General features: G+C 67.6%; 21 protein-coding genes. 13 read left to right on the top strand and 8 right to left on the bottom strand.

The features are described from left to right. Positions 1–3: 3 nt before the first annotated feature. Entirely contained in the window at positions 4–1,155 is a 1,152-nt protein-coding gene (locus HB724_RS12740) for an acyltransferase (protein WP_213981320.1), read from the bottom strand. A gap of 261 nt (positions 1,156–1,416) precedes the next feature. On the opposite strand from HB724_RS12740, the gene HB724_RS12745 reads away from it, so the two are divergent. The 3 genes from HB724_RS12745 to HB724_RS12755 are packed head-to-tail and all read left to right on the top strand — an operon-like array spanning position 1,417 to position 3,895. Next, complete coding sequence (locus HB724_RS12745) at positions 1,417–2,613, top strand: glycosyltransferase (RefSeq protein WP_213981321.1); 1,197 nt, start codon at positions 1,417–1,419, stop codon at positions 2,611–2,613. Further along, entirely contained in the window at positions 2,610–3,173 is a 564-nt protein-coding gene (locus HB724_RS12750; RefSeq protein ID WP_213981322.1) for a polysaccharide biosynthesis/export family protein, read from the top strand. Before HB724_RS12745 ends, HB724_RS12750 begins: the two co-directional genes overlap by 4 nt. After that, on the top strand, positions 3,173–3,895 hold the full coding sequence (locus tag HB724_RS12755) for a serine acetyltransferase (protein ID WP_213981323.1): 723 nt from the start codon (positions 3,173–3,175) through the stop codon (positions 3,893–3,895). Before HB724_RS12750 ends, HB724_RS12755 begins: the two co-directional genes overlap by 1 nt. On the opposite strand, the gene HB724_RS12760 is transcribed toward HB724_RS12755, so the two are convergent. The 4 genes from HB724_RS12760 to HB724_RS12775 are packed head-to-tail and all read right to left on the bottom strand — an operon-like array spanning position 3,890 to position 7,918. Beyond that, complete coding sequence (locus HB724_RS12760) at positions 3,890–5,188, bottom strand: outer membrane beta-barrel protein (RefSeq protein WP_213981324.1); 1,299 nt, start codon at positions 5,186–5,188, stop codon at positions 3,890–3,892. The two genes, HB724_RS12755 and HB724_RS12760, sit on opposite strands and share 6 nt — an antisense overlap. Beyond that, complete coding sequence (locus tag HB724_RS12765; protein WP_213981325.1) at positions 5,185–6,054, bottom strand: endonuclease/exonuclease/phosphatase family protein; 870 nt, start codon at positions 6,052–6,054, stop codon at positions 5,185–5,187. The genes HB724_RS12760 and HB724_RS12765 overlap by 4 nt, the downstream gene beginning before the upstream one ends. A gap of 41 nt (positions 6,055–6,095) precedes the next feature. Beyond that, positions 6,096–7,049 (bottom strand): glycosyltransferase family A protein, encoded by a 954-nt coding sequence (locus tag HB724_RS12770; RefSeq protein WP_213981326.1) that lies wholly within the window; start codon positions 7,047–7,049, stop codon positions 6,096–6,098. Next, positions 7,049–7,918 carry a glycosyltransferase family A protein gene (locus HB724_RS12775; protein ID WP_256731494.1) on the bottom strand — a complete coding sequence of 290 codons (870 nt, stop codon included), beginning with the start codon at positions 7,916–7,918 and terminating at the stop codon, positions 7,049–7,051. Before HB724_RS12775 ends, HB724_RS12770 begins: the two co-directional genes overlap by 1 nt. Before the next feature lie 208 nt (positions 7,919–8,126). On the opposite strand from HB724_RS12775, the gene HB724_RS12780 reads away from it, so the two are divergent. The 5 genes from HB724_RS12780 to HB724_RS12795 all read left to right on the top strand — a co-directional run bounded on the left by HB724_RS12780 (position 8,127) and on the right by HB724_RS12795 (position 12,234). Beyond that, the gene (locus HB724_RS12780) at positions 8,127–8,888 is read left to right on the top strand and encodes a glycosyltransferase family 25 protein (RefSeq protein ID WP_213981328.1); all 762 of its coding nucleotides are present in this window, start codon (positions 8,127–8,129) and stop codon (positions 8,886–8,888) included. Beyond that, positions 8,878–10,359 (top strand): oligosaccharide flippase family protein, encoded by a 1,482-nt coding sequence (locus HB724_RS12785; RefSeq protein WP_213981329.1) that lies wholly within the window; start codon positions 8,878–8,880, stop codon positions 10,357–10,359. The genes HB724_RS12780 and HB724_RS12785 overlap by 11 nt, the downstream gene beginning before the upstream one ends. Then, positions 10,356–11,369, top strand: coding sequence for a polysaccharide pyruvyl transferase family protein (locus HB724_RS12790; RefSeq protein WP_213981330.1), 1,014 nt, complete (start codon positions 10,356–10,358; stop codon positions 11,367–11,369). The genes HB724_RS12785 and HB724_RS12790 overlap by 4 nt, the downstream gene beginning before the upstream one ends. A gap of 92 nt (positions 11,370–11,461) precedes the next feature. After that, entirely contained in the window at positions 11,462–11,590 is a 129-nt protein-coding gene (locus HB724_RS20505) for a hypothetical protein (protein WP_256731495.1), read from the top strand. Next, positions 11,590–12,234 (top strand): NAD(P)H-dependent oxidoreductase, encoded by a 645-nt coding sequence (locus HB724_RS12795; protein WP_213981331.1) that lies wholly within the window; start codon positions 11,590–11,592, stop codon positions 12,232–12,234. The genes HB724_RS20505 and HB724_RS12795 overlap by 1 nt, the downstream gene beginning before the upstream one ends. Here HB724_RS12795 and HB724_RS12800 read toward each other — a convergent pair. From HB724_RS12800 to HB724_RS12810, 3 genes are read right to left on the bottom strand one after another with little or no spacing between them, the layout of a single operon-like run. Beyond that, positions 12,231–13,202, bottom strand: coding sequence for a zinc-dependent alcohol dehydrogenase family protein (locus HB724_RS12800; protein ID WP_256731496.1), 972 nt, complete (start codon positions 13,200–13,202; stop codon positions 12,231–12,233). The two genes, HB724_RS12795 and HB724_RS12800, sit on opposite strands and share 4 nt — an antisense overlap. A gap of 36 nt (positions 13,203–13,238) precedes the next feature. After that, positions 13,239–14,060: a universal stress protein gene (locus HB724_RS12805; protein ID WP_213981333.1), complete on the bottom strand. Its 822-nt coding sequence runs from the start codon at positions 14,058–14,060 to the stop codon at positions 13,239–13,241. A gap of 53 nt (positions 14,061–14,113) precedes the next feature. Beyond that, positions 14,114–16,813 (bottom strand): HAD-IC family P-type ATPase, encoded by a 2,700-nt coding sequence (locus HB724_RS12810; RefSeq protein ID WP_213981334.1) that lies wholly within the window; start codon positions 16,811–16,813, stop codon positions 14,114–14,116. A 22-nt stretch (positions 16,814–16,835) separates the two neighbouring features. On the opposite strand from HB724_RS12810, the gene HB724_RS12815 reads away from it, so the two are divergent. The 5 genes from HB724_RS12815 to HB724_RS12835 all read left to right on the top strand — a co-directional run bounded on the left by HB724_RS12815 (position 16,836) and on the right by HB724_RS12835 (position 24,527). Then, a complete protein-coding gene (locus tag HB724_RS12815; RefSeq protein ID WP_256731497.1) occupies positions 16,836–17,813 on the top strand; it encodes a L,D-transpeptidase in 978 nt (325 codons plus the stop codon). Between the two features lie 2 nt (positions 17,814–17,815). Further along, a complete protein-coding gene (locus tag HB724_RS12820; protein WP_213981335.1) occupies positions 17,816–18,757 on the top strand; it encodes an alpha/beta hydrolase in 942 nt (313 codons plus the stop codon). Positions 18,758–19,143: 386 nt separating this feature from the next. Then, positions 19,144–20,568, top strand: a complete 1,425-nt coding sequence (locus tag HB724_RS12825; RefSeq protein ID WP_213981336.1) for a glycoside hydrolase family 28 protein — start codon at positions 19,144–19,146, stop codon at positions 20,566–20,568. Between the two features lie 131 nt (positions 20,569–20,699). Next, entirely contained in the window at positions 20,700–23,567 is a 2,868-nt protein-coding gene (locus HB724_RS12830; RefSeq protein ID WP_213981337.1) for a TonB-dependent receptor, read from the top strand. Between the two features lie 132 nt (positions 23,568–23,699). Then, positions 23,700–24,527 carry a 2-keto-4-pentenoate hydratase gene (locus HB724_RS12835; RefSeq protein ID WP_213981354.1) on the top strand — a complete coding sequence of 276 codons (828 nt, stop codon included), beginning with the start codon at positions 23,700–23,702 and terminating at the stop codon, positions 24,525–24,527. The last annotated feature ends 27 nt before the right edge of the window (positions 24,528–24,554 follow it).

A 24,554-nucleotide genomic window follows, 5' to 3' on the forward strand; every position in this document is an offset into this window, starting at 1 on the left:
CCTTCAGGGTGCGGCCAGTTCCTCGGCGATGACCTGCCGCGCCCGTCGCCGATTGTGGGTGGCGCGCCTCAGCAGGGCCTTGCCGAGCGCCTGGCCGGGCAGTTCCACCAGCCGGTAGGTCATGAATGCGATGCCATAGGTGATCGGCGCGACGATCCCGACCACCAGCGCGAAGCGGGCGGGGGCGCCGATGTCGCGCCCGAACTGCCCGATCGCCCAGGCCGCTACCGGCTGGAGGATCAGCAGGTGGAGGAGATAGGTGCCGTAGGAAAGCTCGCCCAGCCAGTGGAACGGCTTGCTGCCCAGTACTCGGGAGATCGCGCCGACCGCGCCCGTCGTGCGCAGGTGGATGAGGCCGAAGAAGGTCAGGACGATCAACTCGCGCACCGCGAGGTGCAGCATGTCCGTCGCGCCGCCGATGGGGAGGATCGCGAGCAGCATCGCCACGCCGAGGTGCAGCAACAGCCGCCCCCGCTGCCCGCCATGATCGGCGGCGATCAGCATGCCGCACAGGAAGAGGTGGAGCTTCAACGGCAGGAAGGCGGGCATCGGGAAGTGCAGCCCGGCGCGGTTCGCCATCACGGCGATCAGCGCGCCGCATGCGCCGATGGCGAGCGCTCCCCAGGCCCAGCCGATCCGGCGGCCGAGCAGGACGAGGAAAGGGAAGACCGCGTAGAACTGCATCTCCAGCCCCAGGCTCCAATCGGGCAGGGGCGTGCGGTAGGCATAGGCGGGGAGCAGCCCGAAGACGAAGCTGAGATGCGCCGCGATATTGGCGGGGCCATGGTCGAGATAGCGTTCCGGCGGCTGGAGCGCCTGGCCCAGGAAGCTGTCGATCGCGACGCGATCGGCATAGATCGCCGGCCCTGCGATGAGCGCGGCGGCGAGCAGCACATAGAACAGGGGCGCGATGCGGAAGAAGCGGCGGACCCAGAAGGCCGTCCAGATCGCGGGCCGGCGCCAGTCCTCGAACTCGGCGCGCAGGCGATACTGGAACACCATCAGGAAGCCCGAGAGCAGGATGAACAGGTCCACCCCCAGATCGGGCCGGCTCATCACCGGCAGGCGGAAGCCGGTCAGGATCATCGCGTGGCCGAGCAGCACCCAGAGCGCGGCCAGGCCGCGCAGGCCGTCCAGGCATTCGACTCGCTTCATGGGACACCCCTTTTTCCGCCGTCGCTGGCCGTAATGGGGTGTACGCGCAGCGCAGCAATTAACTAAGAGCGGCGGCGCGCCTAATCGGCCAATCGTGCCCTCCATGCGCCGTGGACATCGCGCCAACCATTTGCCGGGCCTCGGGAACGATGAAGCGCCCTTCCGGGGCGGCAGGGCGGGGTCGCCATGATGCGCCGCAGCATCATCCTGTGTTAGGTAAATGGCGGGGGCGGGTTCCTGATGGCGTGCAGGCGAGGGACGATGCCGGAAAAGAAGAGGATTCTCTTCGCGATAAACTCGCTGGCCGGTGGTGGCGCCGAGCGCGTGCTCACCACGTTGCTGGCGGCGTCCGAGCCCTGGCGTGACCGCTATGCGATCCATCTGGCGCTGCTCGATCGGGAGCCGCGCGCCTATCCGGTGCCCGACTGGATCGAGACCCATCAGCTCGATGCGCGGCATCGGCTCGTGCCGAGCATGATCCAGCTTCGCGGGCTCGTCGGCCGGTTGGCGCCCGATTTGACGTTCAGTTTCCTCACTCGCGCCAATGTCGCCAACGCGGCGGCGATGGCGGGTCGCGACAAGGCGTGGCTGGTCAGCGAGCGGGTCAACACCTCCGCGCATCTCGGCTCGGGCATCGGCGCGAAGGTCGCCGGGGCTATGGTGCGGGCCAGCTATCCGCGCGCGAGCCATGTGATCGCCGTCTCCGAAGGCGTGGCGGAGGATCTGGTCGCCAATTTCGGCGTGCGCCGCGATTCCGTGTCGGCGATCGCCAATCCGGTCGACCACCAGCGCATCGCCGAGCTGGCGCGCGAGACCCCGGCGTTCCAGCCGCAGGGCGCCTATGTGATCGCCGCCGGCCGGCTCGTCCCCAACAAGAATTTCGCGATGCTGCTCGATGCCTATGCGAGGGCAGAGATCCCCGCGCGGCTGGTGATATTGGGCGAGGGGCCGGAGCGCGAGGCGCTCGAATCCCGGGCGCGGGGGCTAGGCATCGCCGGCAGGGTCGACATGCCGGGCTTCATCTACAATCCCTATGCGCTGCTCGCGCGCGCCGAGCTGTTCGCCATGCCGTCCAATGCCGAGGGGTTTCCCAACGGGCTGGTGGAGGCGATGGCGTGCGGGCTGCCGGTGGTGGCGACCAACTGCGCCTCGGGTCCATCGGAGATCCTTGCCGACATGGCTCGGGAGGCGGTCCCCGGGCCGATGGACGTCGATGCCGGCGCGTTGGTGCCGACAGACGATCCCGAGCGTTTCGCGGCTGCGCTTCGCGCCGTCCATGCCGAGCCCCGGCGCAGCGCGGCGGGGGCCGCGGCGCGGCAGCGTTCGCTCGCTTATGGCGTCGAGCAGGCGGCGGCCCATTATTGGGCAAGGATCGAACGGGCGCTCGAGCGGCGCCCGCGCGGGGCCGGGGAAGTTCGACAAGGAGAGATCGCTTTGAGTTCCGGAGTTTCCCAATGAAGTGGCGTGCACCAATCGCTCTGGCCGCTGCGCTGGCGCTGCTTTCGGCATGTTCGGGCCAGGCGCCGGTCGCGGGTGCCGGGTCGACGCCGCCCTCCGCCGCCGCGTTCAAGCTCTCGCCGGGCGACAAGCTGAAGGTCGTCACTTATGGCGAGTCATCGCTGACCGGTGATTTCGAGATCAGCCCCAGCGGCGCCATCTCTTTCCCGCTGATCGGCGAGATACAGGCGGCGGGTCTCCAGCCCGACGATGTCTCGCATGCGATCGAAGACAAGCTGAAACAAGGCTATCTGCTCGAGCCCAAGGTCTCGACCCAGGTGCTCAACTTCCGCCCGATCTATATTCTGGGCGAAGTCAACAAGCCGGGCGAATATCCTTATGTCCAGGGACTGACGATCCGCGGCGCGGTGGCCAAGGCGGACGGGTTCACCTATCGCGCCAACCAGAAGAAGGTCTTTGTGAAGCGTTCCGGGGAGGCCGGTGAGACCGTCTATCCGCTCACCGCCGATTTCGCGGTGCTGCCGGGCGATACGATCCGCTTCGCCGAGCGCTATTTCTGATGGACGCGGTGGCCGGAGCGCTGGCGCCGGAGCAGGAGGACGGCAACGAGACCGGCAAGCCGCATCGGCGCGGCTGCCCGGTGAGCTTCGCCAAGCTGAAGGCGCTGCTGGCCGCCGATCTCTATCGCTATGCGGGGCGGGTGAGCTTCGGCGCCTTTGTGCGCCATTACGCCTTCACGCCGGGGTATAAATACACGGTGCTGATGCGTACCTGCGGCTGGCTGAAGCTCAAGCCGATGAAGGGCTTCGGCCTGTTTCCGATCGTCAAGCTGCTGCTGCTGCGCGCGCGCTATAAATATGGCTTCGCGATCCCCGAATATACCGAGATCGGGCCGGGCCTGTTCCTCAATCGCTTCGGCGGCTTCTATTTCCATGGCGATACGGTGATCGGCACCAATGTGAACGTCACCCACGGCGTGGTGCTGGGTTATATGAACCGTGGCGCGCGGCGGGGCGCCCCGGTGATCGGCGACCGGACTTTCCTGGGATCGGGCGCGAAGGTGATCGGCGGGATCGAGATCGGAGCGGACTCCGCGGTCGGCGCCAATGCGGTGGTCACCAAGGACGTACCACCGCGCGGCGTGGTCGGCGGGATTCCGGCCAAGCTGCTGTCGGATCAGGGTTCGGATGGGTATATCAACCGGATGGCGCCGCCCGAGATGCTCGCCGCATGCGAGGGTGCGCTCCATGGCTGGTTGGAACGTCCGGGGAAAGCCTCATAGTCCCGAGAAGGTGACGCCGACCGATACCCGGTTGTCGATGAATTCGCGCCCGGGCAGCGCGCCCCAGCTCGACTGGCTGCGGCGCTGGAAGTCGCCGCGCAGCGCGACGCGCTTGCTCACCAGATAGGAGGCGCCGGCGCGCAGGGTCCAGCGGTCGTCGTTGCGATCGAGATTCTGGAAGTCGCGCTTTTCCAGCTCGGCGCTCACGCCCAGGATCAGGCTCCGCAGCAGCTCGTAATCGGCGCGCAGCGTCGCGGTGGTCTTGAGATAGCCGGTCGCCCCCAGCACGCCGGTCTCGCTCACGCTACGGTCGACGGTGGCGGTAACAGTGACCAGCGGCGTCATGAAATAGGCGAGCTCGCCGCGCACCAGCAGGCCCTTGACCGCGTGGAACTGCTCCGCCCGATAATTCTGCTGCAGATAGCCCAGCCGCAGCGAGCCGCGCATCATCCGGCCCAGCTCGAAGCTCGATCCCGCCGCGAGTTCGATGCCGTGGGAATCGCGCGCCGGCACCGGCCCGATCCGGGTGCGGTAGTCGCGTTCGTTGTACGATCCCGCCAGGAACAGCGCGATGCTGGGATTGAGCGCATATTCGCTGATCGCGGTGCCGGTGACGGTGGTGTGGTCGCGGAAATCCTGGTCCACCGTATCGCCCGCGGGCGTGCGCCCGTCGCGATAATTGCGGTTCTCGACATCCAGCACGCCGCGCACCCGCAGCCGGTTGAAGACATGGCTGAGCGTCGCGCTGCCGTCTGTGATCGTGAAGCGGGTGGGGTGGACGGCGTTCGTCGGCGAATCGGGCGAGACGCGCTCCTGACTGTAGCGGCCATGGCTTGCCGTCACGGAGAGATTCGTGTCGCGGGCGATCGTGTAGAGCGCGTGCGCGTCGAAATTATACTGGGTGGCGTTCTCGCTCGCCCGGTCAAAATAGCGCAGCAGATCGAGCTCGCCATTCACCGTCAGGCGCAGGTTGGGCGAGGGGCGGTTGATCGACAGGCGCGGACGGATGCGGACATAGCCGTCGCCGATCCGATCGTCCCGCTGGGCGTAGAGATTGTCGTCATAGCCGGTGCCGACCGCGATCCGCGGCATGACTTCGAGCGCGCCAAGCTGGATCGGCTCGGGCGTGTAATCGGGTCGCGGGCGCTCCAGCACGCTGACGTTGCGGTCGCGTCCGAAGGGGTTCTCGGAAGAGACCGAGCCGAGCGAATCGGTCGCGTCCGATTGCTGTGCCAGGGCAGGAGGGGCGAGCATTGCGCCCGCCATGCAGGCGCAGGCCAATAGCGGCTTCATCGGCGCCCCAGGGTAATCAGCAGCGGATAATGATCGGAGCCCGTGGCCGGCAAGCGCCGCGCATCGACAAGGCCCCAGCCCAGCCCGGCATAGAGATGGTCGATCGGCAGCATCGGCACCGGCCTGCGCCAGCTCGGCAGGGCGCGGGTCATGCGGGTCAACGGGGACAGGGCCTTATCCTGTACGCGCATCGCGGAAGCCCAGGGGGTGAGGTTCATGTCCCCCGCGATGACGAGATCGCGCGCATCGATCTGCCGGATCGCTTCGGCGAGTTCCTGGCGCCTGCGGGCCTGGGACGGCGAGGGATGGCCATAGTGGAGCGTGGCGACAACGAAGGGTGGCATTCCCGGCGGCAGGATCTGCGCCCAGATCAGCGGCGGCTCCAGCCTGCGCCCCTCCGCGTCGTTGAAGTGATAGTCGCGGCTCCCGATCGGCCAGCGCGAGAAGATCACGAGCGAGCAATGCGCCGGGCAGTCGGTCGAATAGGGGAAATGCTGGCGGATCGCGGCGAGCATCGGCCGGAAACTGCCGCCGGCTTCCTGGAGCAGGACGACGTCCGGGCGCGCATCGATGATCGTCTGGGCGGTCTCGGCCGGATCGGTATTGCGGTTCCAGACATTGTGCGTGGCGATGCGGACCTGCGGCGCGCCGGGCGGGGCCTGGGGAATCGTCCGCAGCAGCTCGGGCGTGACGGTGCCGACGACCGGTGCCAGCGCGACCGCCGCCGCGACCAGCGGCCAGGGCCGGCTGCGCCAGGCGAGCGCCGCGCCCAGCAGGACCGGCGCTGCATAGAGCGGCATGAACGAGGCATAGGCGTCGAGCTTCGGCACGTAGATGCCGAGCAGGGCTGCCCATGCGGCAATCATGCCTGCCGCGATGAGCAGGCATCCAAGGATCGGGAGCGGCCTCACGCGCGGGCAAGCAACCGGTTCCGCAGCGCATGGCCGCCCTGCCGCAGAGGCCCTGGGATCGCGCGGGCGGCGAGCACCAGCGCCGCCGTGCCGAGCCCCTCGGGCAGGCAGATGTCCCGTATCCGGATCGCGGTCTGTCCGGGGTGCTTCATCGAATAGCGGACATAATGGGCGATCTCCTGGTTCACGAGCCGCCGGAGCAGCGCGACCTCCTCAGGAGAGGCGGTATGCATCAAAAGACGCGCGGTATCGACCAGGCAGGGCAGGCCGAGCGTGGTGGTCGACTTGCTGACCTTGTTCTCCGAATCCCGGTGGAAGACTGCGCTGACCGCCGGGATATAGCGCAGCGAGCCATGCGCCAGCACGCGCAGCCACAGATCCTTGTCGCCGCCGCGCACCGCGCGATCCTCCGGGAACAGGCCGGCGCCGATCAGCCTGTCGCGGCGGATCGCGATCGCGCCGGTCCACATCGGGCATTCGCGCACCGCGAGCCAGGCGCGCAGGAAGCCCGCGAAATCGAGCGTCACCGGCTGCTCCAGCGCCGGCGCGATCCGCTGCGGCTTGCGATGGCTGTCGAAGACATGGTCGAACCGGGTCGCCACCGCATGCACGCCGGGATCGGCGGCGATCGCCTCGCCGAGCAGCGCGAGATGGTCCGTGGCCCAGAGGTCGTCGGCGTCGAGGAACGCGATCCAGTCTCCGTCCGCCGCGCGGATGCCGAGATTGCGGCCGGCATAGCCGCCCGGGCCGGGCTTGACGAGCTCGAGCAGCCGGATGCGCGGGTCGTCGATCGCCGCGACGATCGCGCGGCTGCCATCGGTCGAGCGATTGTCGACCACGATGATCTCGTGCGGCGGCAGCGTCTGGGCGAGCACGCTGTCGATTGCGGCGTGGACATGCGATGCCTTATTGAACAGCGGCATCACGACGGAGAAGCGGGGGGCGGCCATCAGTCGCGCGCCGCCTTGCGGCCGGCGGCCAGGTACAGGAACTCGGCGGTGGCGACTCCGGCGAGTTCGAGCGTAAGCTTCATCACGGCGAGCCTGCGCCCCAGCGACAGGCCCGGCGAGATCGCCGCGCGCCGCAGCCGCCGCACCGTATCGACAGCGGTGACCGCGAGGACGCGCGGAAGCCTGAGGCTGCGCCGGGTCCGGTCCCAGCGCCCGCCGCTCAGCCGCTTGCGCTTGCGGACCAGCTCGGCTCGGTTCGCGCGCACCGGATGGCGGACGATCATCGCGGGCACATAGACCAGCGGATGCCCCGACTGCTTGATCCTGAGCGCCATCTGGCGGTCTCCTCCCGATTTGAGGCTCGCGTCGAAGCCGCCCAGGCGGCGCAGCAGCTCGGTTTCGCTCGCCCAATTGGCGGTGGCGCAATTGCCGCGTGCGGCATGGGCCTGGGGGAAGCTGAACAGGCGCTCGTAATCACCGAACACGATGCCCTCCTGCTCGCCTTCGTCGAACAGGTCGATCCTGCCGGCCAGCACGCCGAAGCCCGGATTCGCGGCCGCGGCCTCCAGGATGCGTTCGAGCCAGTCGGGGGCGGGGACGCAATCGGCGTCGGTGAAGGCGGTGATCGGCGCCTCGACATGCGCGAGCGCACGGTTGCGCGCCGCATAGGAGCCGGGCGTCGGCTCTTCGAGAACCAGCACGCCCGGAAAGGCGCGGGCGATTTCGGCCGTGCCGTCGGTCGACGCATTGTCGACCACGATGATCTGGAATGCCTCGCGCGGAATGGTCTGCTGCTCGATCGCTTCGAGGCAGCGCCCCAGGATCGAGCGGCCATTCCACACCGGCACGACGACAGCGATTTGGTACATCGGCACGCCTCGGCTCGCTTGTTGTCGGCCCCAGCATCGGCCGTTGGACGGCAAGGTCAACACAATGCTGCGCATGCGAAGGTGAGACGCCCCGTTGCGACGACAGCCCGAGCCGCGGGTGCCTTCGCGCGGGCCGGATGTAAGGTTACCAAAGGTGCCAGCCGAACTCGGCCGTGCCGTGCCGCATGGTCGCGGGAAGGAGGCGTGTATGGTTAAGGAACTGCCGGAGTTGCGCGATCCCGCCGAGATATGGGTGGTGTCGCTCGCAACAGCCGAGGCGAGGCGCAATGGCTTTGCCGAACGGGCCGGCAATGCTGCGCTTCCCTGGCGGTTCTTCGATGCCTGCACCGGGCCGGCGGAGGGCATGGAGCTCGACGAGCTCGCGATCCGCAAGAACAAGGGGCGGGCGCTCACCCGGGGCGAGATCGGCTGCTATGCCAGCCATTATTCGATCTGGCGCGACATGGTGGCGCGCGGCGTGCCCCAGGCGATCGTGCTGGAGGACGATACGCTGGTCGACTGGGCCTATCTGGAGCGGCTGGCGCGCGCCGATCTCCATGCGACCGGCATCGATTATCTGCGCCTCTATGCGAAGCGCCCCACCTGGCAGCGCGTGGTGCGCGGCGATTTCCTCCAGCATTCGCGCACCGTCATCGAGCTGATCGGGCTGGCTTACGGCACCCAGGGCTATGCGATCACGCTGGAGGGCGCCCGGCGCCTTTCCGAGCATTGCCGGCTGGTGCGACGGCCGATCGACGACGAGATGGACCGATCCTGGGCGCATGGCATGCGCAATCTCGCCTTGTTCCCGGCGCCGATCCTGGAGGCGACCGTGGCGTCCGACATCGGCGCGGCGCGCTTCGCGCCCAAGGTCGATCCCGCCTTTCACAGCCTTCGCCAGAAAGCCTGGCGGCATCTGGAGCGCGCGCGGATGCGCATGTTGAAAGCGAGGCGGCTCCTTGAACGCTGAGGCGCCCGCGCGCTTCGACGCGACGCTGCGCAAGCGCAGCCGCAGCTCGATCGGCTGGACGGTGACGCGATTCCTGTCCGACCAGCTCTTCTCCTTCATCGTCTTCGTGGCGCTGGCGCGGCTGCTGACGCGCGCGGATATCGGCGCCTTCTCGGTGATGGCGTTCACTGCCGAGGCGTTCCGCATCGTCGCGACCGCCGGGCTGGTGCAGACGATCGCGCGGCGCAGCGAGATCACCCCGGCGTTCCTCGACACCATCTATCGCTCGCAACAGGCTTTCTCCTTCCTGTCCGCCTTCGCGATCATGCTGCTCGCCCAGCCGATCGCGGATCTGATGCACGCCCCCGGCATCGCGCTGCCGCTGGCGGTGATGAGCCTGGTGCTGCCGATCTCCTCCTTCGGGGGGACGCACATGGCGCTAAGGCTGCGCGAATTCGGGCATCGTACCACGGCGCTGCGGTCGGTGGTCGGCGGACTGATCGGCGGGACCGCCGCGATCGTCGCGGCGCTATGCGGGCTGGGCCTGTGGAGCCTGGTGATCCAGCGGATCGTCACCGAGCTGGTGGGTGTGGTCCTGTCGCGCGGTTCCTATGACTGGAAGCCGGGCTGGGCGTTCGAATGGGCGATCCTGCGCGGTAATCTCGCGCTCAACGGGAGCCTGATCTACGTCCAGCTCGTCTTCCTCGCCACGGTGCGCGTGCAGGAAGTAGCGATCGGCGCCGGGCTCGGGCTGGCCATGGTCGGCGTGTATCGCACCGCCTGGCGCACCGTCGAGCTGATCGGCCGCGGTGCGATCCAGCCCTTCACCCAGGTCGCGGTGCAGACGCTGGCACGGGTGAAGGACGATCTGCCCGAGCTTCGCCGCGCCTATCAGTGGATGATCTCCCAGTCCTCGGCGATCTCCTTCCCGGCGCTGGTCGGGTTCGGGGCGCTGGCGCCGGTCGCGGTGCCGAGCGTGTTCGGCGCGAAATGGGATCAGGCAGGCGACCTTGCCCAGATCTTCGCGTTCATGGCGCTGCCCTTCACACTCAACTTCTTCGCCTCGCCGTCGCTGAGCGTGCTCGGCGCGTCGCGCAGCCTGATGATCCTGTCGACCACCCAGTTCGTGCTCGGCCTCACCCTCACGCTTGCGGCTTTGCCCTTCGGTATATTCGCGGTGGCGATCTCCTATGTCGCCCGCGCCTATCTGACGGTGCCGATGCAGATCGCGATGCTCCAGCGGGCCTCCGGCATCCGCCCGGCGGACACATTCCGGGCGATCGCGGCGCCGCTGATCGCCTCCACCCTCATGGGGCTGTTCCTCGCGCTGGCGATGCGGCTGCTCGCGCCGGAGCTGGGCGGGTGGGGGACGATGCTCGTCCTCACTGCGTTGGGTGCGTTTCTCTATGCCGGCGTGCTGCTCGCGATCTCGTGCGAATGGCGTGGGCGCGGCAAATCCATCCTCAAGCGTCTTCGAAAGGGCCGATCATGACCAGCGACGGCAAATCCGCCGACGGAATCGTCGGCGAACTCGCGCAGCGTTTCGCGCAAATGCTCGATTCGGTACTTCCGCCCGGCGAGCTCGCGCTGGTCGATTTTCCCGACCACAGCAATGTCGGCGATTCGGCGATCTGGCTTGGCGAGATGGCCTATCTGCGTCAGCGCGGGCGTCTGCCGGTCTATTACTCGGCGATCTCCGATTTCGACGACGAAGCCTGCCGTGCGGCGATCGGCGAGGGGCCGATCCTGATCCATGGCGGTGGCAACATGGGCACGCTCTGGCCCAAGCACGAAGCCTTTCGCCTCCACCTGCTGGAGCGGCATCAAGGGCGGCCGATCGTCCAGATGCCGGAGTCGATCCATTATGCGAACCCGGATGCGGCCGACGCGATGGCGGCGGCGATCAAGCGCCACGGCCAGTTCACCCTGCTGGTCCGCGACGCGAAGTCGTTGGCCTTTGCCCACGAGCATTTCGACTGCCGGATCGAGCTCTGCCCCGATGCCGCGCTGATGCTCGGCCGCCAGCCGCGGGGAGTCGCCCGATATCCGATCTTTGCCTTGCTGCGCACCGATCACGAGCGCGCGGACCACGTTGAGGAGCCGCTGCCGCGCGGCGCGGTCGCCGACGACTGGCTGGAGGAGGATCCGGCCCAGAAACGCTATCTGCGCCTGTCGCTGCGGCTCCATCGGCTGTTCACGCGCGATCCCATGGTGATGCGCGCGCTGCGCCAGCGCCGGCTGGCGGAATGGCGCTTTCGCCGGGGGCTGGCGATGCTGAGCCAGGGCGAGGTCGTGGTGACCGATCGGCTCCACGCCCATATCCTGTCGCTGCTGCTCGATATCCCGCACGTGCTGCTCGACAACAGCTACGGCAAGGTCGCGGGCTTCGCGGATCAATGGACCGGCGACTATGCCGGGCTCCTGCGCGCGACCGACCGGAGCCAGGCCTTCGACCTGGCGTTTACCCGCCAGCGGGCGGGCAAGCTGCGCCGGACCGCCTAGTCCGGTTCGGCTGCGGAGCGTTAAGTATAGAAACGTATGTCGGCCGACCCGCCAATGACTAACGTCTGCAAGGCTACGAACAGGAGGGCAATATGGCACGCACGCTGATGGTCGCTTCCCGCTTCGCCATGCGACAGCCACGCGTGGTGATCGGCGTTTCGGGTCTCGCCTGCCTGATGCTGGCGCAACTCGCCGCCGCCCTGATGCTCGGTGCGTCCTGATGGCCGAGACGATCCGGCACGTCGTGGTTCTCGGCCATCCGGCTGAACACAGCTTCAACCACACCATCGCTGAAACCTATTGTCAGACGGTGCGTGAGTGCGGCCAGGAGGCCGTGCTGCGCGATCTCTATGCGATCGGCTTCGATCCGCTGCTGAAGGACGCGGAGCGGCCGGGAAAGCCGGGCTTCACGCCCGCGCCCGATGTCGCCGCCGAGCTCGACCTGCTGCGCGACGCAAGCGTGGTGACGCTCGTCTATCCGATCTGGTTCGGCATGCCGCCGGCGATCATCAAGGGCTATGTCGATCGCGTGCTCGGCTCCGGCGTGGCCCCGCACGACATCCAGACCGGCGCGACGCAATCGCTGCTCCACGGCAAGCATCTGCGTCTGCTCACCTCATCCGCCTCCACCCGGCCATGGCTGGAGGAACAGGGGCAATGGGTGTCGCTTCGCCAGGCATTCGACACCTATCTCTCGACGATCTTCTCGGTGCGCAGCCACGACCATGTGCATTTCGATGCGATCGTCGAAGGCACGCGCGACCGCCTAGTCGAGGAATGCCGTATGGTGGTCCACGAGAAGACGCGCGAATGGTCTGCCCTGGTGCTGAGCGAGCACCGGCGCCCCGCATCCAGGCTTTCCTAGGGAACCAGGACCGCTGCGCCTTCCAGCCGGCCCGCGCGCAGATCGTCGAGCGCTTCGTTGGCGTGCGCGAGCGGATAGGGCGTGACGGTCGTCCGCACGGGCACTCGCTCCGCCACTTCGAAGAATGCCTTGCCGTCCGCGCGCGTCAGATTGGCGACCGAGAGGATCGCGCGCTCGCCCCATAGATCGGCATAGGGGAAGGACGGGATGTCGCTCATATGGATGCCGGCGCAGACCACGCGGCCGCCCTTGCGCACCGCGCGCAGCGCCTGGGGTACCAGCTCGCCCGCGGCGGCGAAGATGATCGCGGCATCGACCTCTTCCGGCGGCGACACGTCCGATCCACCTGCCCAGGCGCAGCCGAGCGAACGCGCGAATGCCTGGGTCTTGGTATCGCCGGGGCGGGTGAGGGCATGGACCCTGCGCCCCTGCCAGATCGCCACCTGCGCGATGATGTGCGCCGCGGCGCCGAAGCCGTAGAGCGCCACGCTCTCGCCTTCGCCCGCCATCTCCAGCGCGCGATAGCCGATCAGTCCGGCGCAGAGCAAAGGCGCGGCCTCGACGTCCTCGAACCGCTCCGGGATGCGCAGGCAATAGCGTGCGTCCGCCAGCACATGCGTCCCATAGCCGCCATCGCGCGTGGCGCCGGTGAAGCTGGGGAAGTCGCAGAGATTCTCATGACCGCCCAGGCAATAGCGGCAACGGCCGCAGGTGCTGCCGAGCCAGGGCACGCCCATGCGGTCGCCGGGCTTTATGCCTGAAACTTCAGAGCCGATCGCAACCACGCGGCCGACGATCTCATGCCCGGGCACTCTCGGATAGGTCGCCGCGATCTCACCATCGGCGACATGGAGATCCGTGCGGCAGACGCCGCATGCCGCCACTTCGAGCAGCAGTTCGCCGGGGCCGGGCGCAGGGAAGTCGCGCGCGGTGTGCACAAGCGGCGTGCCGGGGCGATCGAACCGCATGACATAACCCTGAATCATCGCGGCAGCTCTACCCCATCAATGCGACAGGAGCACGGGCACCCGCGCGCTGCCGAGCAGATCGCGGGTGACGCCGCCCAGCACCACTTCGCGCACCCGCGAATGGGCATAGCCGCCCACCGCGAGCAGATCGGCTTTATGCCTGAGCGTGAATTCCTCCAGCGCCTCGGCGGCGGAATCGCCCGTCGCGATGACATGGGCGGTGGCATTGAAGCCGTGCCGCGCGAGATGCTGTATCAGGTCCGCCACCCCGGGCTGGTCCGCGGCGCCTTCGGCCTTCTCGTCCACGACGACGACATCGATGACCGCGCCCGGATCCGCGATCGCCACCAGATCATGGACCGTGCGGATCGCCTCCCGCGACGGCTTCCAGCCGAGCACGGCATGGCCGACGCCAGCGAGCGTCGATTGCGTCGGCAGCAGCAGCAACGGCGTGCCGGTGGAAAGCAGCAACGTCTCGACCACGCGGCGGTGCAGCCACGGCACTTCCCAGCTATCCGCAGGGCCGACCACGAGCAGGTCGGCGAGCGGATGGCTGCGGCGGAGGTCGCCGGCTACCCAAGCCACATCGTCGGAAATGCCGCGAAGCTCGACCGGAACCTTGGCCGAAGCCAAGCGCGCGCGAACCTCCTCCAGCCGTGCGGCTTCGTCGCTACGCAGCACATCCTCGGGCACATAGATCGCCCCGAACGGCGCGAATTCGGCCGCTGCCAGCGGGCCGGCGGAGATCATCGTCACCTTGGCGAAGGCGTCCAGGCGTTCGGCAAAGGCGATCGCCGTATCGAGGAACGGCTCGCTCCCGGCGCTGTTGTCGATGGCGATCAGCAGATCCTGGATCATGGCGTCCTCCTTTTTTGACGGAGCCAGTAAAGCGCATCGCACCGCCCGATGCGTTAGGGGATGTCCCGGATCCGCGCCCGCCACATCTTGATCGCTTCGGAGAGCAGGAAGGTGCCGGCGGCCCCGGCAAGCGCCCCCAGGACGATGCGGTGGCCGGGAAGGGCGGTGCCGAGCACGGCCTGGAGCCAGGGCAGCGTCAGCGCGGCAAGGTGAAGCCCCAGCGCCACCGCGATGCTGAGCAGGAGGAGGGGATTGGCGAAGAGCCGCTCGCGCAGGAACGGGCGGCCCAGGCTGCGGACCGAAAGCAGGAAGGCGTTCTGGAACAGCACCACGCAAAGGAGCACGCCGTTGCGCGCCTCCGCGATGGTCGCGCCCTGCGCCAGCGCGTCCTCGAACAGCCAGAGCGAGACGATGGCCATCAGCAATGCGGGCGGGATCATGCGGATCAGCGCATCGCTGTCGATCAGATGTGCGGACGTCCGACGCGGCGGGCGCTTGAGCTCGTCGCCATCGCCCTGGCCGAAGCCGAGCGCCGCATTCTGCACGCCCTCGGTCACGATATTGGCCCAGAGCAACTGGACGGCGGTCAGCGGCATCGGCAGCCCGAGCAGCACCGCGCCGAGAAAGGCCATGATCTCGGCCATGCCGGTGGCGAGCAGGAAGATCGCGATCTTGCGGACATTGGCGTAGCTGACCCGCCCTTCCTCGACCCCGGCGACGATCGAGGCGAAATTGTCGTCGGTCAGCACCAGATCGGCGGCGCCGCGGGCGACGTCGGTCCCCGATCGTCCCATCGCCACGCCGATCGAGGCGGCCTGGAGCGCCGGCGCGTCGTTCACGCCGTCGCCGGTCACCGCGACGACATGGCCCGCGCGCTGGAGCGTCTCGACGATCAGCAGCTTCTGGGCGGGTTCGGTGCGGGCATAGACGCTTGCCCCCCGGATGCGCTCGGCCTGGCGCTCCGGATTGCCCTCCAGCGCGGCGATCTCCCGGCCGGTCAGCACGCCGCCCTCGGGGCAATGCAGGCCGAGCTGGAGGGCTATCGTCCGGGCGGTGGCGGGATGGTCGCCGGTCACCATGCGCACTTCGATCCCGGCTTCGCGGCATTGCCGAACCGCCTCCTTCGCTTCGGGGCGCAGCGGATCGAACAAGGCGACGCAGCCGATCAGGCGCAGCCCATGGGGCTCCGCGAGCGACAGGCAATCGGTGCGCGGGGCATGACCCTCGGCCAGCGCGATCACGCGATAGCCGCTCGCGGCAAGCCGCTCGGCCGCTTCCGCAAGACCGGGATCGGGCAGATCGCACATCTCCATCAGCCGCTCGATCGCGCCCTTGGCATAAAGAGTCGCGCCGCTCTCCGCCGCGATCGCCACGCTGGAGAAGCGATTGACCGGCTCATAGGGATGGATGCCGAGCACCGCCGCGCCGGGCGGCGGCGCGATGTCGAGGCCGTCGGCGAAGCGCAGCAAGGCGACGTCGACGCTGTCGCCCGTGCCGTTTCCGTCGAGCCCGAGCACGGCTTCGTTGCAGGCTGCGGCGGCGGTCGCGAGCGCTTGCAGCGCCTCGTGATGCCCGCTCCATTCGGCGGAGGTGAGCTCGCCGCCGCCCGGCAGCGCCACCGCTTCGACCGACAGGCGATTGACGGTGAGCGTGCCGGTCTTGTCGGTCGCGATCAGCGTGCAGGAGCCAAGCCCTTCGACCGCCGGCAGGGTGCGGACCACCACGTTGCGCGCCGCCATGCGCCGGGTCGCGGTGGCCAGCGCCACGGTGACGGCAATCGGCAGTCCCTCGGGGATTGCCGACACGGCCAGCGCCACCGCCAGCAGGAAGATCTCCTGCGCCGGCTCGCCGCGCCACAGCAGCGCAAGGCCGAGCAGGACGATCAATCCGACGATCGCCACCGCGATCTGGCGCGCGAGATGCTGGAGATAGCGCATCAGCGGCGGGGGCGGATTGTCCCGGCCGTGCAGCGATCCGGCGATCTTGCCGAGCTGGGTGTGACTGCCGGTCGCCACGACGAGCCCGAGCGCACGGCCCTCGACGATCATCGTGCCGGCATGGGCCATGGTCGCGCGATCGGCGACTCCCGCATCGTCCGGCACCGAAGCGCCCGAATCCTTGTCGACGGGCATCGCCTCGCCGGTGAGCGCGGATTCATTGATCTTCAGGCTGTTGGTCTCGATCAGCCGCAGATCGGCCGGCACGGCGTCGCCGCTTTCGAGCAATACCATGTCGCCGGGCACCAACTCGGCGGCGTCCACTTCGCGTAGCTCGCCGTCGCGCCGGACGCGGGCCTTGGGGTGGACCATCGCTTCGAGCGCGCGGGCGGCAGCATCGGCGCGGCCCTCCTGGGTGGCACCGATCACGGCGTTCACCAGCAGGACCGCCAGGATGAAGGCTGCGTCGGTCACATCGCCCAGCGCCAGCGACACGAGCGTCGCGAAGAGCAGCAGATAGATGAGCGGGCTGCGGAATTGCTTGAGATAAAGGACGATCAGGCTGGGCGGCGGGGCGTGGGGCAGGCGGTTGGGCCCCCATATCGCCTGGCGTTCCGCCACTTCGGCGGAGGAGAGCCCCTGGCTCCGGCTTCCCGATGCATCGAGGCATTCCAAGGCCGGGCAGGCATGCCAGATGCGCTCGGCGCTGTCCGGAACGGGGGAGCGGGGCGCGTCCATGTCGGCCTGCATGCCCGTCGCGCCGCCGGGGCTCGATACGGTATCTTCCGCATATCGGCGGCGGCGCTTCTCCTCCATCGCCTCCCGATCAATGGAAGGAATGCGGATTCCGATGCAGGTTGCGCGCTTCACATTCGCCTTGGCGTTCCTGCTGGCACCGGCCGCGCCGCTCCATGCGCAGGATCAGCTCGGCCCAGGCTCCGCGGCGGAAGCGGTGGAGAAGCTCAAGCCCGGCGAGTTCCTCTGGGCGCCGGAGATCGCGCCCGAAGGGCCGGTGCTGCTGATCGTCAGCCTCGCGACGCAGCGCGCCATCCTCTACCGCAACGGCATCCCCATCGGCGTCTCGACCGTCTCCACCGGCCGGACCGGCTATGACACGCCGACGGGGGTGTTCACGGTCCTGCAGAAGCAGGTCGAGCATTATTCGAACCTCTACGACAATGCGCCCATGCCCTATATGCAGCGGCTCACCTGGGGCGGCGTGGCGCTGCACGGCGGCAATCTGCCGGGCTATCCCGCGTCGCATGGCTGCATCCGGCTGCCGCAGGATTTCGCGAAGCGGCTCTACGGCGTGACGCGGCTCGGCATGACCGTGGTCATCACCGAGGAAGCGAGCGTTCCCAGGCTGGCGCCTTCGGCGGACCCGGCCGGGGCGGGCTTTGCGCCTGGGCCGGCCGAGGCGGGCGTGATCTGGCGTCCCGGGACGGCTGCCGAAGGGCCGGTTTCGATCGTCATCAGCGCGGCGGACAAGCGCGTGGTGGTACTGCGGGGCGGCAAGGTGATCGGCAGCGCGCCGGTGGTGATCGGCGAGCCGGTGACGGGCACGACCGCCTATGTGCTGCGCGGCGGCGCCGGACAGCCGCCGCAATGGCTTTCGGTGGCGCTGAGCGGCGGCACCCAGGTGGAGCCGGTGGCGGAAGGATTCTGGCAGCGCTTCCAGGTGGACGACGCATTTCGCCGGTCGGTCGCGGGCATCGTCGCGCCCGGCACGACGATCGTGCTGACCGCCGACACGCTCGACCGGCGGAACGAGATCGACAAGCAGCGCACCGTGATCGAAGTGGAGCCCAGGCCATAGCCATGCCCGCACCTTCTCCGAATGTCCGGCGCTGGGGTCTCGGACTTGCCGCGCTGGCGACGGCGGGGGGCGCGACTTGGCTCGGCTATCGGCACGACATGGGGCTTCGGCGCACGGAGCTTGCGGCGGAGGCCAGGAATTCCGGCGGGATCGATTATGCGCGCGAAGGGGCGGGCCGGGCGGTGCTCGTCATCCACGGCGCGGGCGGCGGGCACGATCAGGGATTGATGCTCGGGCGCGAACTGTTCGGGGCCGGTCATGACCTGATCGCACCGTCGCGGTTCGGCTATCTCGGCACGCCGCTGCCGGCCGATCCGTCGCCGGCTGCACAGGCCGATGCGCATGCGGGACTGCTCGATCGTCTCGGCGTCGAGCGCGCGATCGTGGCTGGGGTTTCGGCCGGGGCGCCGAGCGCGGTGGAACTGGCATTGCGCCATCCGGAGAAGGTCTCGGTGCTGATCCTGATCTCCCCCCATCTCTATGAGCCGACGCAGGTGATGGGCGCGGGCAAGGACGGCGAGAGCCAGGCGGTGCTCGGGCTGGTCGAGCGTTCGGCGGACTTCCTGTTCTGGGCGGCATCCAAAGTGGCGCATCGCTCGGTCGTGCGGTTCCTGGGCGTGCCGCCCGAGGTCGAGGCGCAGGCGTCGCCGGCCGAGCGCGCACGCGTCCGTGCGCTCATCCGAAGCATCCTGCCCTTGTCCGCGCATACCGAGGGGCTTCGCCTGGACGGATCGACGGTGCTGGCGCCCTGGCCGCTTGAGCGGATCGCGGTGCCGACGCTGATCGTGACTGCGACGGACGATCTGTATCAGTCCGAGCCGGGCGCGCGTTTCACCGCCGAGCGGATCAAGGGCGCCGAACTGCTGGCGCTGCCGAGTGGCGGGCATCTGCTGGTGGGGCGGACCGAGGCGGTCCGCGCCCACATCGCGAAATTCCTGCGTTAGGCCCTTTCTGTAGAATCCGAGGGACGCTCCGGCGGCGCGCTGTCCGGCCAGTACGTGTCGGGGGCAGGCGATGGGCATTCCGGGCTCTCGGTTCCGGGCCGTTCCTGGGGTGGCGCGAAGGTGGGGCGCTCCGGCGGCGATTGCGGATCGATCCGGTCGGGTTCGGGGATAAAGGGCTCGTTCGGCATGATTTCGTCCAGTGCGTGGCGTGAGCCCGCATGTGAGGGCGGAACGCTGCAAGGCTCCATCCGCAAAGCTACGCATGTCCGCCGCTTGACGAACCTGGCCTCTTTTCCGGCTGCATCGGCGCTTGACCTGAAGCACGGGTCCGCACAGTCTTTAGGGAACCGGTGTCAAGAAAAAGCCGGAACCCAGGAGAGCGATTCATGCTGAACCCATCTTCGCGCCGTGATCTGCTGCGTTATGCCGGGGCGGGCGCCGCCTGCTCGATGCTGCCCTCCTTCGCATCGGCCATGCCCGCCGATCCCTGGGCACGCGCGGCGGACATCGCCCGGAGCGTCAAGCCGCCCGTCTTTCCGGCACGCGATTTCGATATCGTCCAGTTCGGCGCAAAGGGCGACGGGACGACGCTCAACACCGATGCCATCGCCAGGGCGATCGCCGCCTGCAACGCCGCGGGCGGGGGCAGGGTGGTGGTGCCCGCGGGGCGCTTCCTCACCGGTGCCGTACACCTCAAGTCCAACGTCAACCTGCACCTGAAGGCCAGCGCCACGCTGCTCTTCTCGACCGACCCCGCCCATTATCCGATCGTCTTCACGCGCTGGGAGGGGATTGAACTGATGAACTATTCGCCCTTCGTCTATGCGCGGAAGCAGCGGAATATCGCGATCACCGGCGAAGGCACGCTCGATGGCCAGAGCAGCGCCCAGCATTGGTGGTCGTGGAAGGGGCCATGGGGCGGTACCGCCGAACATGGCTGGCGCGAGGGCATGCCGGACCAGCGCAAGGCACGGGCGATCCTGTTCCAGATGGCCGAGGACCGCGTGCCGGTGGAGAAGCGCGTGTTCGGTGCGGGCTCCTATCTGCGGCCGGCGTTCGTCCAGCCCTATGACTGCGAGAATGTCCTGATCGAAGGGGTGAAGCTGCGCGGATCGCCGTTCTGGCAGATCCACCCGGTGCTGTGCCGCAACCTGACGGTGCGCGGCGTCGACATCCTGGGGCATGGGCCGAACAATGACGGCTGCGATCCCGAATCGGTGGACGGCGCGCTGATCGAGCATTGCGTGTTCGATACCGGCGACGATTGCATCGCGGTCAATTCGGGCCGCAACGAGGACGGGCGGCGGCTCGCCACGCCCTCCCAGAACATCCTGATCCGCGATTGCCGGATGAAGGAAGGGCATGGCGGCGTGGTCGTGGGATCGCAGATCTCGGGCGGCGCGCGCTGGATCTTCGCCGAGCGCTGCGTGATGGACAGCCCCGATCTCTGGTACGCGATCCGCTTCAAGAACAATGCCTTGCTCGGCGGGCTGCTCGAAAATTTCTTCTATCGCGACATCGATGTGGGCCAGGTCGGCCGTGCGGCGGTGACGTGCGACTTCAATTACGAGGAGGGGCCGAACGGCCCGTTCGTGCCCAGGCTGCGCAATGTCGTGATCGAGCGGCTGCGCGCGAAGAACGCGGTGCGGGTGCTCGACAGCCAGGGCCTGCCCGGCGCGCCGGTGACCGACATCACCCTGCGCGATTGCAGCTTCGAGGGCGTGCGCGAGCCCAGCGTGATTCGCCATACCGAGCGGCTGCGCCTGGAGAATGTGCGTGTGAACGGCGCGGTCGTCGAACAACTCGCCTGATTCCCGGCCCCGCAAATCCCGCAACCCCTGTCCGGAAGCGTTGACGCGCCTTCCTGACACCGGTAGCATGTCAACCAGCCCACCTTCCTGCCAGCGAGCGGAAACAACGAAGGGGGCATTAGGAGGTGGAGATGAGAAAGGGTTTTACGCATCATATTGTCGTGCGCGCTTCGGGAGTATCGCTTCTGGCCCTCAGCCTTGCGGCTTTGTGGCCTGCGGACGCGCATGCCCAGGCCAGTGCCGTCCCGGCTGACGAGCCGCAACAGATCGATCCGACCGTCGAGCAGGAAATCGTGGTGACCGGTTTCCGCGGCAGCATCACGGCGGCGCTCGACGAGAAGCGTGAATCGGCCGGCGTCGTCGACGTTATCAAGGCCGACGACATCGCCAAGTTCCCCGACAACAACCTGGCCGAATCGATCCAGCGCGTGCCCGGCGTGGCGATCGCGCGCGACGGCGGCGAGGGGCGCAGCATCTCGGTGCGCGGCCTGGGGCCGACGTTCACGCGCGTCCGCATCAACGGCATGGAATCGATCGCGACGACCGGCAGCTCGGATGCCGGCGGCGGCGTGAACCGCAGCCGCAGCTTCGATTTCAACATCTTCGCGTCCGAACTGTTCAATTCGATCACGGTGCGCAAGACTTCGTCGGCGGATGTCGAGGAGGGGTCGCTGGGCGCGACCGTCGATCTCCAGACGGCGCGGCCATTTGACTATAAGGACAATTTCGTGGTGGCCGCCTCGGCCCAGGCGGGCTGGAACGACCTGTCCGAGAAATTCTCGCCGCGCTTCGCCGGGCTGGTGAGCTGGCACAATCGCGACGAGACGTTCGGCGTGCTGCTGTCGGCGGCCTATTCGCAGCGCAAGGTGCTGGAGGAGGGGCACAGCACGGTGCGCTGGAGCCCGACCGGCGCGAATGGCGGCTTCAACGCGGCATCGACCTTGCCGGGCTATACGGTCGCGCAGATCAACGCGGTGCCGGCGAGCAATGGCAGCAACTGGGATTCGCTGATCTATCATCCGCGCATCCCGCGCTACGACACTTGGCAATATGACCTGAAGCGGCTGGGCATCACCGGATCGGTGCAGTTCCGCCCGGCCGAGAGCACGCTGCTGACCTTCGACGCGCTCTATTCGAACGCCAAGACGACGCGCACCGAGAATTATCTGGAGGCGATCTCGTTCAGCCGCACCGGCGCGGCGGGCAAGCCCCAGACGATCATCCGCGATGGCGTGGTCAACGATCAGAACGAGCTGGTCTATGGCGTGTTCGACGATGTCGACATGCGAGTCGAATCGCGGATGGACAGGCTGGAGACCAAGTTCCAGCAATATACCGGCACGCTGACGCAGGAATTCACCGATCGCTTCCGCGGCACCTTGTTCGGCGGATATGCCAAGTCGGAATTCGACAACCCGATCCAGACCACGATCACGCTCGATCGCCTGAACAGCGACGGCTATTCCTGGGACTATCGCGACAATGATCGCGAACCGGTGATAAACTGGGGCTTCGACGTCGCCGATCCGGCGAGCTGGACGATGGTCAACGGATCGTCGGACATTCGCATCCGTCCGCAGGGCGCGAAGAACGAGTACAAGACCGGCAAGGCGGTGCTTGAATGGGACGTCGTTCCCGATCAGCTCACCTTCAAGGGCGGCCTCGAGTGGCGCAAATTCAACTATAGCGGCTATGAGGAGCGGCGGCTGGTCGCGGAGACGATCTCGCCGACGCTCACTGCGGCGCAGGTGGCGAGCCTTACGCGGGTGCTGGGCGGCGTGACCGGCGATCCCCAGTATAGCGGTTATGTGATCCCGGATTTCGGCAAGTTCGTCAGCGAGCTCGATATCTATTGCAACTGCATCAAGACGATCAACGGCACGCCGATCGATTTCCGGATGGGCGGCGTCGAGAACACCAATGCCCGGTCGAGCTTCGTCGATGTCGAAGAGACCGAGAAAGCGGCCTATTTCCAGGCGAACTTCACGATTCCCCTGGACGATACGATGAAGCTGCGCGGCGACGTGGGCATGCGCTATGTCACCACGCATCAGGACAGTTCGGGCTATGCCGCGGTCAACGGCGCGATCGAGCAGCTCCGCGTCGGCCGCGACTATGACCATTGGCTGCCGTCGCTGAACCTGGTGGCGGAGATCACGCCCAAGTTCCTGGTGCGCTTCGGCGTGGCCAAGGTGATCACCCGGCCGGGCCTGGGATCGCTGTCGCCGGGCGGATCGCTGACGATCCAGGCTTCGAACCGCGGCTATTCGACGGGCAATCCCTATCTCGACCCGACCGAGGCGACCAATCTCGATGCGTCGGCCGAATGGTATTTCGCGCGGGGTTCGCTGATCTCGGTCGGCGTGTTCGAGAAGAAGATCAGCACGCTTTCGGGCACGAACATCACGACTCTGGTGCCCTTTTCCGAGCTCGGCCTGCCGCTGGAACTGCTGGACGGAACCGGCGTGGCGCCGGGCGACCTGTTCAACGTCACCCGCACGGTGAACGGCGAGGGCGGGACGCTGAAGGGATATGAGATCAACTATCAGCACCAGCTCGACTTCCTCCCGGGCTTCCTGAGCAATCTCGGGGTTCTGGCCAACTATACCTATGTGAAGGCCGACATCACCTATCCGGGGCCGGGCGGCGTCGGCGAGGTGGTGGGGCCGCTCACCAACCTCTCGAACAAGTCGGCCAACGGCACTTTGTTCTATGAGGATTCGGTGTTCAGCCTGCGTGGATCGGCCACCTATCGTTCGGCCTATCTGACGGCCTTCGCCGGCGGCGCGCGTGAGCAGAGCACCGAGGAGGGCGTCAACCGGACGTGGAATTTCGACGCTTCGGCATCGCTCAAGCTGACCGAGAACGTCACCCTGTCGCTCGAGGCGATCAACCTGACCGACGAGCCGCAGGATTTCTACATCGACCAGGACAATCAGGTGGTCCTGTACCACCACACCGGACGCCAATTCTACGGCGGCGTCCGGGTTCGCTTCTGAACGGCGCGGGCGGCCTCACTGCCGCCCGCGCCGCCAACTGACCCAGGCGCCGGTATTCGGCTCCTTCAACTGCGTTCCGGCGCTTCCCTCGGGGGAGCGCCGGACGCTTCTTTTGAGAAGACCAGAATGCCGATGCGCGACGTGAAGACAGGAAGCGGAAATCCCAGCGAAGGAGCGGCGAGCGATGCGATCGCGCAGGCATTCGTGGCGGCGCGGCAGGCGGGCGATGCGCTGCCCGACTATCCCGGCGAACTGCCCGAGACGCTCGACCAGGCCTATGCCATTCAGAAGCGCGCGATCGCCCTGTTCGGCGGGCGCATCGTCGGCTGGAAGGTCGGGCGCATTCCCGATGCGCTGGTCGGCCGCTTCGGCACCGATCGGCTGGCCGGCCCGATCTTTGCCGGCAGCGTGGTGGATTCGCCCGACGGCGTCCCGGAAATGCCGATCTTCGCGGACGGCTTCGGCGCGGCCGAGGCCGAGTTCCTGCTGCGCATCGGCAGCCTGCCGGCGCGCTTCGATCGCGCCTGGACCAACGCGGAAGTGATGGAATTCGTCGATGCGATCCATGTCGGCATCGAAATCGCCAGCTCGCCTTTTGCGGGGATCAACGATTACGGGCCAGCCATCACCGTGTCCGATTTCGGAAACAATAACGGCCTAGTGGTCGGCGCCGCGGTGCCGCCGAATGTGGATTTCCTTGGCTGGCCGGTAGCGCTAACAATCGACGGGGAAGTGGCAGGCACCGGCACTGCGGGCGAAATGCTCGACGGTCCGTTCGGGGCGGTCCGCTTCCTGTTCGAACTTGCCGCCAGCCGGCATCTGCCGTTGGCTCCCGGCCAGTGGATCTCGACAGGCGCCGTCACCGGCGTCCATCAGGTGCGCGTCGGTGCGGGGGTCGAGGCCCGGTTCGGGCAGGACATGCGTGTACGGTGCACGATCGGCGGCATTCGCCGGGGTTGAGCCGGAAAAAGGATAAGGGAGAGGTTG

This window comes from Sphingomonas sp. dw_22 (assembly GCF_018449795.1).
Lineage (GTDB): Bacteria > Pseudomonadota > Alphaproteobacteria > Sphingomonadales > Sphingomonadaceae > Sphingomonas.